Consider the following 17,292-nt stretch of genomic DNA (forward strand, 5'->3'; position numbering starts at 1 on the left):
GGGTCGCCCCGTGAAGCCCGAGGAGTTCTACCACGACGGCAGCCGCGACCTCCAACGCCGCTTCGGGAGCGAGCAGTTGGCCGACCACCTGGCACACAGGTACGTGCTGGACGAACTGGAGGAGGGGCACGCCGGGTGGATCCGCGGGGCCGACGCCGTGTACGTCGCGACGATCGACCCCGACGGCTTCCCCGAGTGCTCCTACAAGGGCGGCCTGCCGGGCTTCGTCCGCGTGCCGGACCTGCGGACGCTGGAGATCCCCAGCTACGACGGCAACGGCATGTACCGCACGCTCGGCAACGCCGCCGCCGTGCGGCGCGTGGGCCTGCTCTTCCTCTTCCCGGCCCTGCGCGCCAAGCTGCGGGTCAACGGCACCTGCGAGGTGCTGACCGACCGTGACGCGCTGCACCCGCACCACGGCGCCGAGGCCGTGCTGCGGGTCGGCGTGACCGCGGTGTTCGAGAACTGCCCGCGCTACCTGCACGACCCGGTGACCGGCGAGCACTCCACGCACTGCCCGCGCCCCGGCCACCGCCCGCCCGACCCCGACTGGAAGCTCAAGCCCGAGTACGACGGGCTGCTGCCGGCGCCCCGCTCAGAACAGATCGAAGACCGGATCCAGGAGTCGAACCGATGAACCGACCGAGCCGACGCACCGTCGTCGACCTCTCCCACCCGATCGAAGCCGGCATGACCACCTACCCCGGCCTGCCCGGGCCGGTCATCTCCGACCACATGTCCCGCGCCGACTCCCGGCCCCGCTACACCCCGGGCACCGAGTTCCAGATCGGGCGGATCGAGATGGTCGCCAACACCGGCACCTACCTCGACACCCCGTTCCACCGCTACCCGGACGGCGCCGACCTCTCCGGCCTGGACCTCGCGCTGCTCGCCGACGTCCCGGGCGTCCTGGTCGACGCGACCGGCGCCGGCCGGGCCGTCGGGCCCGAGCTGCTGGAGCAACACGAGGTCGCCGGGCGGGCCGTGCTGGTGCGCACCGGCTGGGACCGGCACTGGGGGACGGAGAAGTACGGCGACCCCGAACACCCCTTCCTCACCGTCGACGCCGTGCACCGGCTGATCGCCGAGGGCGCCGCCCTGGTCGGCATCGACTCGGTCAACATCGACGACATGGCGGACCTCGACCGCCCCGCCCACACCGGCCTGCTCGGCGCCGGGATCCCGATCGTCGAGCACCTCGGCGGCCTGGACCGGCTCCCGGCGAGCGGCTTCCGCCTCCACGCCGCCCCGCCGCCGGTGGTCGGCATGGGCAGCTTCCCGATCCGCGCCTACGCCGTCCTGGACTGACCCTCGCGGGTTGTCCATCCGCCGCCGGCCCGTTCGTCGGATTCCCAGAAGGAGCCGCCGGAAGGAGCCGCCGGGGGGATCCCCGCAGTGGATCCCGGACACCGGCGGCGGCGGACGACCCCGAGCGAGGAGACGGACCATGAAGTACCTGCTGCTGATCTGCGCCGACCAGGACGCCGAGGTCACCCCCGAGGACGACGCGGGCATGGCGGTCGGCACCGCCGACTGGGTGACCGAGATGGACGGGCGCGGCGTGCGGCTGGACGGCAACCGGCTGCGCCCGGCCGGGGACGCCACCTCGGTGCGCGTGCGCGGCGGCGAGGTCGTCGTCGACGACGGCCCGTTCGCCGACGCCGAGGGCCGGATCGCCGGCTACGACGTCATCGAGTGCGCCGACCTGGACGAGGCGATCGAGGTGGCCGGCAAGCACCCGGTGGCCCGCTTCGGCACCATCGACGTCCGCCCGGTCTGGTAGCGCGCCGCGCCGTCCGGCCCGGTCCGATAGCACGCCGCATCGTCCGGACCGATCCGGCCCGGCCCGGCGGCCCGGCCGCGGCACGCATCCGAACCGAACGAGAAAGGCCTGAGCAATGACGCACGACACGGCCGGCACGGCCGCCGCACCGCTCGCCCCCGAACTCGTCGCGCGGTACCACCGGGACGGCTACGTGCTCCTGCCGCCCGGCTCGCTGGCCGGGGACCTCCTCGACGTGGCGCTCGACGAGCTCCCGTCGATCCTCGACGCGGACGACCCCGGGCGGGTCCTGGAGCGCGACGGGCGGACCGTCCGCTCGGTCTACGGCCTGCACCGCACGAACCCCGCGATCGCCGCGCTCACCCGCCGGCCGGCGCTGCTCGGCGCCGTCCGCGGCCTGCTCGACGACGACGTGTACGTGCACCAGTCGAAGGTGAACATCAAGGCGCCGTTCGCCGGCGACCAGTGGGAGTGGCACCAGGACTACGTCTACTGGCTCACCGGCGACGGCATCCGCCGGCCCGACCTGGTCAACGTCGCCGTCTTCCTGGACGAGGTGACGGAGTTCAACGGGCCGCTCACCTTCGTGCCCGGCTCGCACACCGCCGGGCTGCTCGCCAGCAGCGACGCGGACGGCATGCCGCTCGGCTACGAGGACGCGCCGGCCTGGGTGGCCACGCTCACCGCCGACGAGAAGTTCCGGGTGCGCCACTCCGTCATCGAGGAACTCGCCCGCGCCAACGGGCTGGTGAGCCCCAAGGGGCCCGCCGGGTCGGTGCTGGTGTTCCACCCGAACATCCTGCACTGCTCGGCGGCGAACATCTCGCCGTTCCGCCGCTCGATGCTGATGTTCGTCTACAACAGCGTCGCCAACCGTCCCGAGGTCACCGGTCTGCGGCCGGACTTCCTCGCCGACCCGGAGCCGGTCGCGCTCCAGCCGATCTGACGATCCACCGGAAACAGGTCCTTCGAGTCACGGCGCAGTGGGGGGAACCATGCGGGACGCGCACGAGCAGGTGGCGGCATGACGGACGGGGCCCCGGTGCTCCGCGGACCACGGGTGCCCCACCGGGCGCCGTACGGGGTCCCGGGGCTGGTCCGCGACCAGCGGACACGCACCCCGGACGCCGTCGCCTGCTCCGATCCCGGGCGGACCCTCACCTACGCCGAGCTGGACCTGCTCAGCGACGCGTGCGCGGCCGCCGTGCTGGGCGCCACCGGCGGGCGCCGGGGCCCGGTGGCCGTGCGGATGCCCCGGCAGGCCGACCTGCTGGTCGCGCTGCTCGGGGTGCTCAAGGCCGGCTGCCACTACGTGCCGATCGCGGCCGACGAGCCCGCCGGGCGGGTCGCGGCCATGGTCGGCGTCGTCCGGCCGCTATGCACGGTGGTGGCGGCCGGGCACGAGGGCCTCGCCCCGGGCGGTATGCCGGCCGTCACCGTGCCGCGCACGGCGCCCGCCGGGTACGCGCCGCTGCGCGAGGTCGGGCCCGAGGACCCGGTCTACGCGCTGTTCACCTCGGGCTCCACGGGCACCCCCAAGGCCGTCCTGGTCGGCGCCGCCGCCCTCGCCAACCGGATCCTCTGGATGGCCGGGCGGTTCGGCCTCGACGGGCGCGACCGCGTGCTCCAGAAGACGCCGAGCACCTTCGACGTCGCCGGGTGGGAGTTCTTCCTGCCCGTCGTCACGGGCGCCCGCTGCGTCTTCCCGCCCGCCGACGCCCACTACGACCCGCAGTTCCTCGCGCGCGCCCTGGCCGACGGGCGCATCACCGTCTGCCACTTCGTGCCGACGATGCTGGCGGCCCAGCTGCGCCTGGCGGCCGCCGAACTCCCGTCGCTGAGGCTGGTGTTCTGCAGCGGCGAGGCGCTCCCGCCGGCGCTCGCCGCACGGTTCGCGCAGTGGTCGGGCGCCGAACTGCACAACCTGTACGGGCCGACCGAGGCCGCGATCGACGTCACGCACTGGCCGGTGCCGCGCGGGCTCGCTCCGGACGGGGACGTGTTCATCGGGGCCCCGATCGACAACGTCGACCTGCGGATCGTCGGGACGGACGGCTCGCCCGCCCGCGACGGCGAGCCGGGCGAGCTGTGGATCGGCGGCGTCCAGGTGGCGCTCGGCTACGTGGGCCGGCCCGACCTCACGGAGGCGGCGTTCCCCGTCGTCGACGGCCGACGCTGGTACCGCACGGGCGACTTGGCGTCCATGGACGACGGCCTGGTGCGCTACCTCGGCCGGATCGACGCGCAGCTCAAGATCCGCGGCGTCCGGATCGAGCCGGCCGAGGTCGAGGCCGCGCTCACCACGCACCCGGCGGTCGCCGCCACCACCGTCGTCGCCCTCCGGCCCCCGGACGGCCTCGCCGCCGAACTCGTCGCCGTCGCCGTGCGGGCCGAGGGCCACGCGGACGCCGACCACGCGATCCTCGCCCACGTCGCCGAGCGGCTGCCCCGGGCCTTCGTGCCGCACGCCCTGCGCTGGGTCGACCACCTGCCCCTCACCACCTCCGGCAAGGCCGACCGCCGGCGCATCACCGAGGAGACGGAACACTGGTGGGCCTCCAAGGCGCACGTCGAGGCCGCGGAGAGCGACGAACTCGCCTCCGCATGGTGGGAGTCGCTCGCCGTCCCGGCCGACCAGCGGCGCGAGGACCTCGGCTTCCTGAGCCTCGGCGGGCACTCCCTCACCGCCCTCGCGCTGATCGCCCGGCTCGCCGAACTGCGCGGGGTCGACCTGCCGTTGCCACTGCTCCTGCGGGACGGCCTCACGCTGGCCGGCCTCCGCGACGCCGTGGCCACCCTGCCCCGCACCGAGCGCCCGCAGGCCGCCGAGGGCCCGGCCGACCACAGCCCGCTCACCCCGGTGCAGGAACCGCTCTGGCTCCTCAACCGCGCCCTCGCCGACGACTCCGGCAACAACGTCGTCGGCGCCCTGCGGATCCCCGCCAGCGTCGACGACGACGCCCTCCGCGCCGCCGCCCGGGACGTGCTCGGGCGCCACGACCTCCTGCGCGCGGCCGTCGACGTCATCGACGGCGTCCCGCGTTGGACGTACGCGCCGCACGCCGAGCCGCGGTTCACCGTCCGGGAGACCGCAGGCCCGCTCGACGATCCGGCGGCGTGCGCGTTCGTCGCCGGGATCGCACGGACGGCGATCCCGCTGGACCGGCCGCCGCTGCTCACCGTCGGCCTGCTGCGCGGCACGGCCGAGGCGCTGCTCGTCGTCTCCCTGCACCACCTGGTGGCCGACCAGCACGCCCTCGAACTCGTCGCCCGGGACCTCGCCACCGCCTACACCGCCCGCGCCCGCGGCCTCGCGCCGCAGTGGCCGCCCGCACCCCGCTTCGCCGCCTTCGCCCACCGGCGGGCCGCCGCCGTCGGCTCGGACCGCTGGCACGAGGACCTCGCGTACTGGGCGGCGCTCCTGCCCGACGCCCCCGCGCGCACGCCGCTGCCGTTCCGCCTCACCGGCCCGGCCGGCCCGACGCTCGACGGCCGCCGCACGGTGGCGGCGCTCGGCCCGGAGCTCACCGCCTCCGTCGACGCCCTGCTCACCCGCAGCGGGCACACCCGGGCCACGTACGTCGTGGCGTGCGTCGCGACCGTCCTCGCCGCGTGGGCGGGCGAGCGGTCCGTCGCCGTGGGCGTACCGGTCAGCCGGCGGCTGGGCCCGGGGGAGCAGGAACTCGTCGGGCCCGTGCTCAGCACCGTGCCGCTGTGGCTCGACGTCGAGGACCGGAACGGGCGCGACGACCTCCTCGCCCACGTGCGCGAGCGGTCGCTGGAGGCGCTCGACCACCTCGCGCCCACGTTCCAGGCCGTCGTGCACCGGCTGGGACTGCCGCCCTCGCCCCGGGACAACCCGCTGTTCCAGGTGTGGGTCAACGACCTCAGCCGGATCGGGCCCGCACCCGCCTTCGCCGACGCGCCCGCGCGGTGGATGGACGCGGCGCCGCCGTACGCGCTGTTCGACCTCAACTTCTACCTCCGGTACGACCCGGACGACGGGCTGCGGCTCGAACTCGTCGGGCGGGATGGGCTGTTCGAGGACGCGGTGGTCGACGAGCTGCTGCGGCAGGTGGTCGGGGTCGCGGCGGCGTTCGCGGCGGACCAGGCGCCGTTCGACGGTCCCCCTGCGAAAGCAGTGCACGCGCCGCAACTGGACGCACCCGACGTCCTCACGCGGATCCGGGACGTCGCCCTGCGCCACCCCGACGCCATCGCGATCCATTCCACCCAACTGGACCTGACGTACGCCGAGTTGCTGCGATGCTGCGACGAGGTGGCCGCCACCGTCACCGCCGCCGGCGTGCTCCCCGGGGACGTCCTTGAGCTGCGCGCCGAGCGCACACCCGACCTCGCCGCCGCCTTCCTCGGCGCCCGGCAGGCGGGCGCGGCCGTCGCCGTCACGGACGCGCACCTGCCCGCCGCAGCACTCGCCGAACGCCAGGACCTCCTGCGCCCCAAGGCCGTCCTGACCACCGACGGCACCGTTCAGCCCGGCGCCCGGGAACCGCGCCACCTGCCCGGCACCAGCCACGTCCTCTTCACCTCCGGCACCTCCGGCCGCCCGGCCGCCGTCGCCGTGTCCCCGGCCGCGCTCGCCGGCACGCTCGACTGGTACCGGCGCTCCTTCGGCCTCGGCCCGGCAGACCGGATCGCCCTGCTGGGCGCCGTCGGCCACGACCCGCTGCTGCGCGACCTCCTCGTCCCGCTGCTGGCGGGCGGCACCGTCGTCGTCCCGCCCGAGTCCGTGTTCACCGCCCCCGACCGGCTCTTCGCGCTGCTCGACGACGAGCGCGTCACCGTCCTGCACGCCACCCCGGCCCTCCTCGAACTGCTCCTCTCCGGACGCCCCCACGACACCGCCCGCCTGCCGCACCTGCGCCTGGTCGTCAGCGGCGGCGCGCCGCTCACCGCGGGCATGGTCCGCGCGCTGCGGGCCGTCACCGGCGCGGCCGTCGTGAACGCGTACGGCGCCACCGAGACGCCCCAACTCGCCTCCGCCTGGCGGCTCGACGCCGGGCAGGACCCGCTCGCCGGTCTGCCGGACACGGCCGAACTGCCGGTCGGCACCGGCGCGGGAGCCGCCGAACTCCTCGTGCTGCGCCCCGACGGCACGCCCGCCCCGGTCGGCCACGCGGGAGAGGTCGTCGTCCGCTCCCCGCACCTGGCCGCGGGCTACCTGGACGGCACCGGCCGGGGCGAGCGCTTCGACACCGCCGCCGGCACCTACCGCACGGGCGACCGCGGCCGCCGCCACCCCTCCGGCGCGGTCGTCCTGCACGGCCGGCTCGACCGCCAACTGTCCGTCGACGGCTACCGCCTGGACCCCGAACAGGTCGAGCGCGCGGCCCTCGACCACCCCGCCGTCCGGCACGCCGTCGCCGGCCTGACCACGACCGCCGCCGGGCCCGTGCTGTCGCTCACCGTCCGCACCGCGCCCGGCACCGCCGCCCCGGACCCGGCCAACCTCCGCTCGCACCTGCGCCGCCGCCTGCCGCGCTACGCCGTGCCCGCCGAAATCCTGTTCACCGACGGACCGCGCGAACGCGCCGCCAAGTCCGCCGGGGCGCCGGTCGCCGACGGCCCCGCCCGGGACGGCCGGGCCGCCGCCGAACTGGCCGCCCTCGTCCGGGAGGTCATCGGGATCGACCTCCCGCCCGCCGACAACTTCTTCGACGCCGGGCTCAACTCGATGGCCGTCGTGCGCCTCCACGCCCTGCTGGGCGAACGGCTGGCCACCGCCTTCCCGGTGACGGCCATGTTCGAGCACCCGAACCTCCTCGCGCTGGCCCGCTTCCTCTCCGGCCGCGCTCCGGCCGCGCCGCTCCGGGACGGTCCCCCCGCGCCCCGGTCGGCCCCACCGGCCGAGCAGCGGCGGCAGTTGCGCCGACGCATCCGACACGACCTCCAGGGGAACGCATGAACGACCAGAGCAGGTACGAACCCGTCGCCGTCGTCGGCATGGCCGGCCGCTTCCCCGGGGCCGTCGACCTCGGCGCGTTCTGGGCCAACCTCCGCGACGGCGTCGGCTCCATCCGCCCCGCCTCCGACGAGGAACTCGCTGCGGCCGGCGTGCCGGCCCGCGCGCTCGCCGACCCGCAGTACGTCAAGGCCGTCGCGACGGTGCCCGAGATCGACGGCTTCGACGCCGGGTTCTTCGGGCTCACCCCGCGCGAGGCCCGCATCTGCGACCCGCAGATCCGGCTCTTCCTGGAGTGCGCCCACGCGGCCCTGGAAGACGCCGGCTACGACCCCGAACGGCTCGCCGACGTCGGCGTGTTCGGCTCCGCCGGGCGCGGCCGCTACCTCGACCTGGTGCGCCGCAGCGAGGGCCGCGCCGGCAACGGCGGCAGCGGGGGCGACGGCGTCGGCCTGTCGCTGAGCACCTGGAACTCGACGGACTCCCTCGCCCCGCTGGTCTCCTACAAGCTCGGCCTCAACGGCCCGAGCCTCGGCATCGCGACGGCCTGTGCGAGCCCGCTGGTGGCCCTGCACCTGGCCGCCGCGTCGCTGCGCGCGGGCGAGTGCGAGCTCGCCCTCGTCGGCGGGGCGGAGGTCGAACTACCGCTGGAGCACGGCTACTGGTGGGAGCCCGGCGGCAAGATCAGCCGCGACGGGCACTGCCGGCCCTTCGACGCCCACGCGACCGGCACGGTCTTCGGCTCGGGCGCCGGGGTGGTCGCGCTCAAGCGGCTCTCCGACGCGATCGCCGACCGGGACCACATCCGGGCCGTGATCCGCGGCTCGGCCGTCAACAACGACGGCTCCGCCAAGGCCGGGTTCGCCGCGCCGAGCGTCTCCGGCCAGTCGGCCGCGATCGCCGAGGCGATGCTGACGGCGGAAGTCGAGCCCGGCGACGTCGGCCTGGTGGAGGCGCACGCCTCGGGCACCGTCCTCGGCGACCCGATCGAAGTGGCCGCGCTCACCTCGGCCTACCGGTACCTCGGCGCCACGGGCAGCGGCGCCACGGTCCTCACCTCCGTCAAGGGCAACATCGGGCACCTCGGCCACGCATCGGGGATCGCCTCGCTGATCAAGGTCGTGCTGACGCTGGAGCACGGGAGCGTGCCGCGCACCCTCGGCTTCCGCACCGCGAACCCCGAACTCGGAATCGACGACTCGCCGTTCGAGCTGCCGACCGCCGCGGTGCCGTGGGAGCGCCGGGCCGAGCGGCCCCGGGTGGCGGCCGTCAACACGTACGGCGTGGGCGGCACCAACGCGCACGTCGTGCTGGAGGAGGCGCCGGCGCGTCCGGCACCCGCGGCCACGACGGAACGCCCGCGGATCGTCGTCTGGTCGGCGCGCACGCCCGAGGCGGCGGAGCGCTACCGGACCCGGCTCGCCGGTCATTTCACCTCCGCCGCACCGGACTTCGCCGCGAGCGTCGCGACCCTCCAGCAGGGCCGCACGACGCACCCGTACCGCGGCGCGGTGGTCGCCACGGGCGCCCGCGAGGCGGCCGACCTGCTGGCAGCGGCGAGCGGCCCCGCCACCGGCCCCTCGGGCAGCCGCATCGCGCTGCTCTTCCCCGGCATGGGCAGCCAGCACCCGGGCATGGCCCTCGACCTCCACGACCGCTCCCCCGCCTACGCCCGCGCCTTCGACGCCTGCCTCGACCTCTTCGAGGCCGAGGGCGTGCCGCTGCGCGGCCTGTGGCGGGACGCCGACGCCAGGCGGATCGCCGACCCTGACATCGCCCAGCCGCTGCTGTTCGCCGTCGAGCACGCGCTGGCGCAGGCCTGGCACGCGTGGGGCGTGCGGCCAGGCGCCGTCCTGGGCCACAGCCTCGGCGAACTCGCGGCGGCCGCGGCCGCCGGGGTGCTGACCCCCGAGGACGCCGTGCGGGCCGTCGTCGCCCGCTCGCGGGCGCTCGCCGCCACACCGCCCGGCGCCATGCTCGCCGTCGCGGCGGCGGAGGCGGACGTCGCTCCGCTGCTGCCGGACGACGTGCACGTGGCCGTCGTCAACGGCCCGCGCATGGTGGTGGTCGCCGGTCCGGTGGACGCCGTGGCGCGGGCGGGCGCCGAGCTGCGGGAGGCCGGGATGAACGTCCGCCCGGTCCCGTTCAGCCGCGCCTCCCACGTGCCGCTCGCGGCCCCGGCGGCGGAGGCCTTCGAGGAGTCCCTGCGGGGGCTACGATTCTCCGCCCCCGCCCTCGACCTGTACTCCTCGGCGACCGGCGGGCTCGTGAGCGACGCCGAGGCCACCGATCCGGCCTTCTGGGCCGGGCAGTTGGTGCGGCCGGTGCGGTTCGCGGACGCGGTGGCGGCGCTCGCCGGCACCGACGGGCGGCAGCTGCTGATCGAGTGCGGCCCCGGCCGCACGCTCACCTCGGCCCTGCGCCAGCACCCCGCCGTGGACGCCGCACGCCACCGGGTGCTGCCGACCCTGGCCCAGCGCAGGACCGAGCCGCTCGCCGACGTGCAGTCGGCGCTCACCGCGGTCGCCGCCGTGTGGACGGAGGGGCACGCGATCGACTGGACGGCCGTCGAGGACCTGTCGGACGCGGGCCGCGTGCCCGTACCCGGCTACCCGTACGAACGGCAGCGGTACTGGGTCGACGTGGCGGCCGAGGAGGAAGCCCAGCAGACTCCGACCGACTCCCCCTTCAGGCTGCCCAGTTGGCACGAGCAGCCCCGCCCCGCGCACCGGCCCGAGCCGGTCGCCCGCACCGCCGTCGTCGCCCTCCCCACTGACGAAACGGCGGCCCGCCGGATCACCGCCGCGCTGCGCGAGGCCGGGCTACGGGTCGTCCCGCTCACGCCGGGTGCCGATTACGAGGACCGCGAGGTCGGCTTCGTCGTCCGCGAGGGCGAACCCCAGGACCTCGCCCGCGCCTTCCGCACCCTGCGCGAGCGCGGCGTGACGCCCGGCCTGCTGGTCCACGCCGGGAGCCTCGGCCGTCCCGAAGGCCGCGACCTGGCCGAGCAGTTGGCGGCCGGCCACACCGCCGCCACCGAACTGCTGCGCCAGGCCGCCGAGAGCGGGGCACCCGAACTCGTCGTCCTCACCGAACACGCCGTGGACGTCAGCGGCCACGACCGGCTGCGCCCGGGCCACGCCGCGCTCACCGCGCTCGCCGGGGAGGCCGGGGTCCGCCTGATCGACCTCGGCGGGTCCGTCCCCGACCGCGAGCTCGCCGCCGAACTCCGCGCGGGCGGCGACGACGTGGTGGCACTCCGCGGCACCCGCCGCTGGGTCCCCACCGAGCACCCGCTCGCCGTCACCCCGGCCGAGGGCCCCGCCCTCCGGCCCGCCGGCACCTACCTGATCACCGGCGGCACCGGCCGTCTCGGCGTCCGGGTGGCCCGCGGGCTGGCCGCGACCGGACTGCACCCGACGCTCGTCCTCGTCGGCCTGAAGGCTGCCGAACGGCCCGAGCTCCTCGCCGAGTTGGCGTCCCTGGGCGCGACCGTCGAGTCGGCCGCGTGCGACGTCACCGACCACGCGGCGCTCACCGCCCTCCTCGACGACGTCACCGGCCGCCACGGCCCCGTCCACGGCGTCCTCCACCTGGCCGGCCCGGCCCCCGACGCGGCCGAGGCGGACGCCTTCGGGCCCCGGGCGTTCGGCCTCGCGACCCTCGCCCGAGCCTTCGCCGGCCGCCCGGCGCTCGACCTGTTCGCGACCGTCACGCGGAGCCGCCCCGACGCCGCCGACGCCGTCCTCACCGCCCTCGCGGCCACCAGCGCCCCGCCCGCGGCCCGCACGCTCGTCGTCTCCACGCCCCGGCCGACCGACGCGACGCTCCTCCTGGAACTGTTGCAGGCACACACGCCGACTCATGTGACGATCCGTCACGTTCCCGACCAGGCAAGCCAGGAAGGCCAGGAAGGCCGGAAAGCCGAGCCGGCCCCCGCTCCCCCCGTGGCCCTCCCGACCGAACGGGACGCCACCACCGCCCGCCTGCGCGAGCTGTGGACGGGCCTGCTGGGCTGGCCCGAGATCGCCGACGGCGCGGACTTCTTCGACATCGGCGGCAACTCCCTCACCGCGGTCGAGCTGGTCTCCCACATCCACGACGAGTTCGGCGTGGACCTCGGCATCGCCGCCCTCTTCGACTACCCCACCCTGGACGCCCTCGCGGCCCAGATCGAACGGAAGAAGTCAGTATGACCGGGTCCGACGGGCATCACCTCGTCCCGCTGAGAGCCACCGGCTGGTCCGTGTGGCGCGACGTCGTCCTGCGCAGCACCGGCTTCCCCGCCGACACCGTGCGGCCGCTCACGGACCCGGCGCTCGCGGCCGCGGCGGACGCCGACGACGCGGACGCCTACCGCGCCGAGTACGCGCGGGCCTCCGAGCGCCTGTCCGCCGCCGTGCGCGGGGCGTCGACGACGCCGCGCTTCCGGGAGGCCGTCGCCTGGCAGAACCCGAAGCTGCTGAAGCTGTGCCTGGACAAGCTCGCGGCCGGCGAGCCGCGCAACGTCCGGGGGCGCAACCACGAGCTGGCGGTGGCGGGTTACCTCCAGCGGTACGCGCTGAAGAACGACACCATCGGCTTCGTCGGCCCGGTCGGCTGGGCCCGGTGGACGGACGACGGCGCGCCGCTCGCGTCGCGCGTCGGCCCGGACTTCCTGTCCCGGCGCACGGTCTACTTCGAGATCTGGGCGGTGGACGCCGTCGCGCGAGCCCTCTCGGACGACCCGCGCGTCCGCCCGTGGCTGGCGCCGCGCCGGTTCGCCGCGCACCACCTCGCGGGCGCCACGCTCCTCGCGCCCGGCCGTCCGCCCGTGCACCTCACGGAGGCCGAGGCGGAGTTGCTCGCACTCGTCGACGGGGTCCGCTCGCTCCCCGAGCTCGCGGACGAGCTGGCGTGGTCCGAGTTCCCCGAACTGGGCGATCCGGCCGCCCTCCTGGCCACCGTCGAGGACCTCGTCGCCCGCCAGTTGCTCCGCCACGACGTCGTCGGCGCGATCGAGGCCCACCCCGAGCGCTCGCTCGTCGCCCGTCTGGAGCGGATCGCCGACCCGGAGGCCAGGGCGTACGCACTGGGCGTCGCGGCCCGGTTCACCACCGCCCGGGACGCGGTCTCGGCCGCGGCGGGCGACGACGCCGCGCTGGAGGCCGCGATGGCCGCCCTCGGCGCGTGCTTCGAGGAGATCACGGGCGTCGCCGGCGAGCGCCGCGCGGGCCAGACGTACGCCGGGCGGACGCTCGTCTACGAGGACACCGTCCGCGACGTCCGGGTCGACCTCGGCCCGGTCCTGCGCGACGCCCTGGCCGGGCCGCTCGCGCTGCTGCTGGACAGTGGGCGGTGGCTGGTCGCGGAGGTGGGCCAGGAGTTCGACCGCTACCTGACCGACATCTACGAGCGCCGGGTCGCGCAGCACGGCGACCCGGAGGTGCCGCTGGCGGCGATCCTGAGCCTCGCGACGCCGCAGCTGTACTTCAACATCCGTGGCCTGTCGAAGCCGGCCCGCCGCGCGGTCGACGAGTTCCAGCGCCGCTGGGCGGACGTGCTGCGGTTGCCCCCGGACGCCAAGCACGTCGAGCTGCGCAGCGAGGACATCGCCGGGCGGGTGGCCGAGCTGTTCCCCGCGCGCCCGCTGCCGTGGCCGACGGCGGTGCACCACTCGCCGGACTTCATGCTGGCCGCGGCGGACGAGGAGGCGGTCGGGCGCGGGGAGTTCCTGCTCGTGCTCGGCGAACTGCACCTGTCGTTCAACACGATGGAGAGCCGGGTCTTCGTCGAGCAGCACGACGACCCGCCGTCGATGCTGGCGGCGGCCGAGGCGGACATGCGCGGGAGCCGGATCTACGGGATCATGAACCGGGACGTGCCGGGCGTGAGTTCGCGGGTGTCGCCGCCGTCGGCGCTGCTGTCGCCCGAGTACACGTACTGGACGATGCACCCCGAGGCCGTGACCCCGCCGGGCCCGATCATGCCGGCCGCCGCGCTCTTCGTGCGCCGGGAGGGCGAGCGGCTCATCGTCCGCTCGCGCGCCGGGTCGTTCGCGGCGCCGCTGGCGCACGTGGTGGGCGAGCCGCTCGCGGCGGCGGCGATCAACGCGTTCAAGCCGGTCGCCAAGGCGCGCCACAACCCGCGCATCACCGTCGACCGCATGGTGGTGGCCCGGGAGTCGTGGAGCTTCCCGGCGGGCGAGCTCGCCTGGGCCGCGGTGAAGTCCGAGCCCGAGCGCTTCTGGGCCGCCCGCCGCTGGCGGCTCGAACAGGGCCTGCCCGAGCGGGCGTTCTACAAGGTCCCGGTAGAGGACAAGCCCGCGTTCGTCGACTTCACCAGCCTGGTGCTGGTCAACATCCTGGCCAAGGCGGTGCGCCGCTCGGTGGAGGAGGAGAACGGCTCCGTCACGCTCACCGAGATGCTGCCGGACGCGGACGGGCTGTGGCTCCGGGACGCGGAGGGGGCGCGGTACACCTCGGAGTTCCGCATCCTCGCCGTCGACGCAGCCGCGCGCGATCTGTAGCCGGCCGGGGTGTCCATCCGGGCCGCCCCCGTTCGTCGAGGGGGTGGCCCGCCCGGTCGGGCACCCGTACCACGCACAAGAGACCCGAGGAGCACCACATGATCAAGGCCCTGAACGAGATCGAGGTCATCACCCTCTTCGTGGAGGACCTCGCCGCCACGAAGAAGTTCTACCTCGACGTCTTCGGCCTGGAGGTGGTCTACGAGGACGGCGAGTCCGCCGCCCTGAAGATGCGCAACCTGATGATCAACCTGCTGGAGGTCGGCGAGGCGCACGGCCTGGTCGCGCCGGCCCCGGTCGGCGGCCCGGAGACCGGCGCCCGCGCGCTGCTCACGATCAACGTCGCCGACGCCGAGGCCGTCTGCGCCGAGCTGGCCGAGCACGGCGTGGACCTCCTCAACGGGCCGGTGGACCAGCCGTGGGGCCGGCGGACGGCGACCTTCGCCGACCCGGCCGGGAACGTCTGGGAGATCGCCCAGGAGCTGTCCCCGGAGGCGTAGCGCCTCAACGCCGCACCCCAACGCCGCAGTCCAGCAGCCGACTTCTCAGATCACCGGAGAGGACCCAGTAGATGTCGAAAGTCGTCGAGCTCATCGTCCCCAACAGTGCCGAGTACCACCTGCGCAACCCCGCCCTGAACCTCACCGGTGAGGAGCGCGAGCGGGTGGTGCGCTTCAGCGGCACGTACGAGTGCGAGCACTCGGTCTTCTGGAGCCCCAACCCCCGGGTCCTGGTGCTCCCGCTCGGCTGGAACCGGCAGTGGTTCGACGACATCCACCGGACGCTGGGCCTGGACCCGGCGCCGGTGGTGTCGCCGGCCCGGCGCACCGGGCTGCTGGTGGAGGACTTCCTCAAGGACGGCGACGCGCAGGCGCGGCTGCGCGGGCTGCTGGAGCCGTACGACGCGGTGAAGCTCCAGATCGTCGGCCCGACCGACGAGACGTACCTGCTGGCGGCGCTGGTGCGCGGCTGGGGCAAGGCGGTGGAGCTGGACCACGTCGGCGAGGACTCCTACTGGGCGAGCCTCTACCTGGACTCCAAGATCAGCCCGCTGGACCTGGCCCGCGAGCTGCCGGGCATCAACGTCGCCCCGGGCATGGTCGCGGGCAACTGGGTCGAACTGCGCGGCGGCCTCAAGGCGATGACGGCCCGGTACGGCAAGGTGATCGCCCGGACGCTCTTCGGCGTGGCCGGCGACGGCTCCGGCGTCGTCCGCGACGAGCCGGGCGCCGTCGAGGAGTTCCTGGACAACGCGGGCCGGGACTCGTTCTTCGCGTTCCCGATCCTGATCCAGCGCTTCCAGGAGCACGCCGAGGGCGTCGGCTGCCCGGCCGCGGACATCCTGATCGGCGAGGACGGCGTCGAGGACGTCGTGTGGTGCGCGCTGACCGTCGAGCACGGCTACTCCTTCCGCAGCGTCGACGTCGGCGTCGGCGCGCTGCCGCCGGAGTGGGGCGAGCGGCTCACCCGGGCCGCGCACGAGGTCGGCGCGGCCGCGCACAAGCTGGGCTACCGCGGCTGGATGTGCATCGACTGCGTGGCCGGGGACGACGACCGGCTGTACATCACCGAGATCAACGCCCGGCGCAGCGGCTCGCTGCACGCGGGCGGCCTGCTGCGGCTGTGGGGCGCGGAGAAGGAGCTGACGCTCTCCGCGCACTTCATGCTGCAGGTCGCCGAGGGCACGACGTACGAGGACCACATCCGGCCGGTGTTCGAGAAGCTCTGGGCGGACGGGGTGCGGGCGTACCCGACGAGCGTGCGGGCGCTGCCCTGGCCGGACCCGATCGTCGCGGTCATCGCGGCGGCGCCGACGGCCGCGGAGGCCCAGGCGATCGTCGCCGGGATCAAGGAGGGGATCGACGCGCGGACGGCCGCGGCCGGCCTGACCGCCGCCGCCGACTCCGCCTACGGGCCGGGCAGAGCGTGAGACCGCGGGCGGGTCGCCCGCCGTACAGGGGGAGAATCTCGTGAGGCTCGGTCGTGAGGTGCACCTGGTGTCCAGGCCCGCGGGCCGCTTCCCGCGGGCCGGGGACACCAGGGTGGTCGAGGTCCCGGTCCCGGAACCGGGCCCCGGCCAGGTCGTCGTCCGCAACCTGTTCATGTCGGTCGATCCCGGGCTGGTCCTGCGGATGAACGACCTGAGCACGCTCGACATCCCCGACTTCGCGGTCGGGGCGCCGATGTGGTGCGACGCGATCGGCGAGGTCGTCGACACCGCCGACGAACGGCTGAGCCCCGGGGACGTCGTCTGGCACCGGTTCGGCTTCCGCGACTACGCGGTCGCGGAGGCCGGCGAGTTCCGCCGGGTCGACCCGGACGCGTACCCCTCGCTCACCCACCACCTGTGCTTCGGGCTGACGGCCTACGTCGGCACCGAGGTGGCGCAGATCCGGCCGGGCGACACGTTCTTCGTGTCCAGCGCGGCCGGTGGGGTGGGCAGCATGGCGGGCCAGCTGGCCCGGCTGCGGGGGGCGACCCGGGTGATCGGCTCGGCGGGCACGCCGGAGAAGGTCCGCTACCTCAGGGAGAGCCTCGGCTTCGACGACGCCTTCGACTACCACGAGGGCGTGCGGCCGCGGCTGCCGGAGCTGGACGTGTACTACGACAACGTCGGCGGCGCCCACCTGGAGGCGGCGATCGACGCGATGCGCCCGCGCGGGCGGATCGTCATGGGCGGGCGCAACGAGGAGATCCGCACCGGATCCGCGGAGGGCCCGCGCAACATGATGGCCGTGATCGGCAAGCGGCTCGAACTCCTCGGCTACTACACCTTCGACCACCCCGAGCTGTTCCCGGTCTTCGACGAGCGGTTCCCGAAGTGGGTGCGCTCGGGGGAGATCGTCGTCGCCGAGACGGTCGTCGACGGCCTGGAGAACGGCGTGAGCGCCGCCGTCAACCTGATGCACGGCGCGTACGTCGGGAAGGTCGTGCTCCGCATCTGACGGGACGGGCGGCCCGCCGGACGGACGCGGTCCGTCCATCCGGCGGGGCCCGGTTCGTCGCAGTGGCAGCAACGGCCAAGGGGGTGGCGGCCGAGACACCCCACCGGAGACACGGAGGAACGATGGCGAAGGT

Annotated in this window: 10 protein-coding genes; all 10 read left to right on the forward strand. The window is 75.2% G+C overall.

Features of this window, described 5'->3' with window-relative positions; all coding sequences use genetic code 11:
- Window positions 1-10: 10 nt before the first annotated feature.
- The 10 genes from ACFV4F_RS22855 (at window position 11) to ACFV4F_RS22900 (ending at window position 17,159) form a co-directional block, all read left to right on the forward strand.
- The gene (locus ACFV4F_RS22855) at window positions 11-637 is read left to right on the forward strand and encodes a pyridoxamine 5'-phosphate oxidase family protein (RefSeq protein WP_380446649.1); all 627 of its coding nucleotides are present in this window, start codon (window positions 11-13) and stop codon (window positions 635-637) included.
- Entirely contained in the window at window positions 634-1,308 is a 675-nt protein-coding gene (locus tag ACFV4F_RS22860) for a cyclase family protein (RefSeq protein WP_380492590.1), read from the forward strand. The genes ACFV4F_RS22855 and ACFV4F_RS22860 overlap by 4 nt, the downstream gene beginning before the upstream one ends.
- A 139-nt stretch (window positions 1,309-1,447) precedes the next feature.
- Entirely contained in the window at window positions 1,448-1,783 is a 336-nt protein-coding gene (locus tag ACFV4F_RS22865; protein ID WP_329927846.1) for a YciI family protein, read from the forward strand.
- Window positions 1,784-1,898: 115 nt separating this feature from the next.
- Window positions 1,899-2,729: a phytanoyl-CoA dioxygenase family protein gene (locus ACFV4F_RS22870; protein WP_380504999.1), complete on the forward strand. Its 831-nt coding sequence runs from the start codon at window positions 1,899-1,901 to the stop codon at window positions 2,727-2,729.
- 78 nt (window positions 2,730-2,807) lie between these two features.
- Window positions 2,808-7,709, forward strand: coding sequence for an amino acid adenylation domain-containing protein (locus ACFV4F_RS22875; protein WP_380505002.1), 4,902 nt, complete (start codon window positions 2,808-2,810; stop codon window positions 7,707-7,709).
- A complete protein-coding gene (locus ACFV4F_RS22880; protein WP_380505005.1) occupies window positions 7,706-11,902 on the forward strand; it encodes a type I polyketide synthase in 4,197 nt (1,398 codons plus the stop codon). Before ACFV4F_RS22875 ends, ACFV4F_RS22880 begins: the two co-directional genes overlap by 4 nt.
- Entirely contained in the window at window positions 11,899-14,214 is a 2,316-nt protein-coding gene (locus ACFV4F_RS22885) for a lantibiotic dehydratase (RefSeq protein ID WP_380505008.1), read from the forward strand. Before ACFV4F_RS22880 ends, ACFV4F_RS22885 begins: the two co-directional genes overlap by 4 nt.
- A 98-nt stretch (window positions 14,215-14,312) precedes the next feature.
- A complete protein-coding gene (locus ACFV4F_RS22890) occupies window positions 14,313-14,714 on the forward strand; it encodes a VOC family protein (protein WP_380505011.1) in 402 nt (133 codons plus the stop codon).
- A gap of 71 nt (window positions 14,715-14,785) precedes the next feature.
- Window positions 14,786-16,144 carry a hypothetical protein gene (locus tag ACFV4F_RS22895; protein WP_380505014.1) on the forward strand — a complete coding sequence of 453 codons (1,359 nt, stop codon included), beginning with the start codon at window positions 14,786-14,788 and terminating at the stop codon, window positions 16,142-16,144.
- 40 nt (window positions 16,145-16,184) lie between these two features.
- Complete coding sequence (locus ACFV4F_RS22900; protein WP_380505017.1) at window positions 16,185-17,159, forward strand: zinc-binding dehydrogenase; 975 nt, start codon at window positions 16,185-16,187, stop codon at window positions 17,157-17,159.
- Window positions 17,160-17,292: the final 133 nt, after the last annotated feature.

This window comes from Kitasatospora sp. NPDC059722 (assembly GCF_042733235.1).
Classification (GTDB): Bacteria; Actinomycetota; Actinomycetes; order Streptomycetales; family Streptomycetaceae; genus Kitasatospora.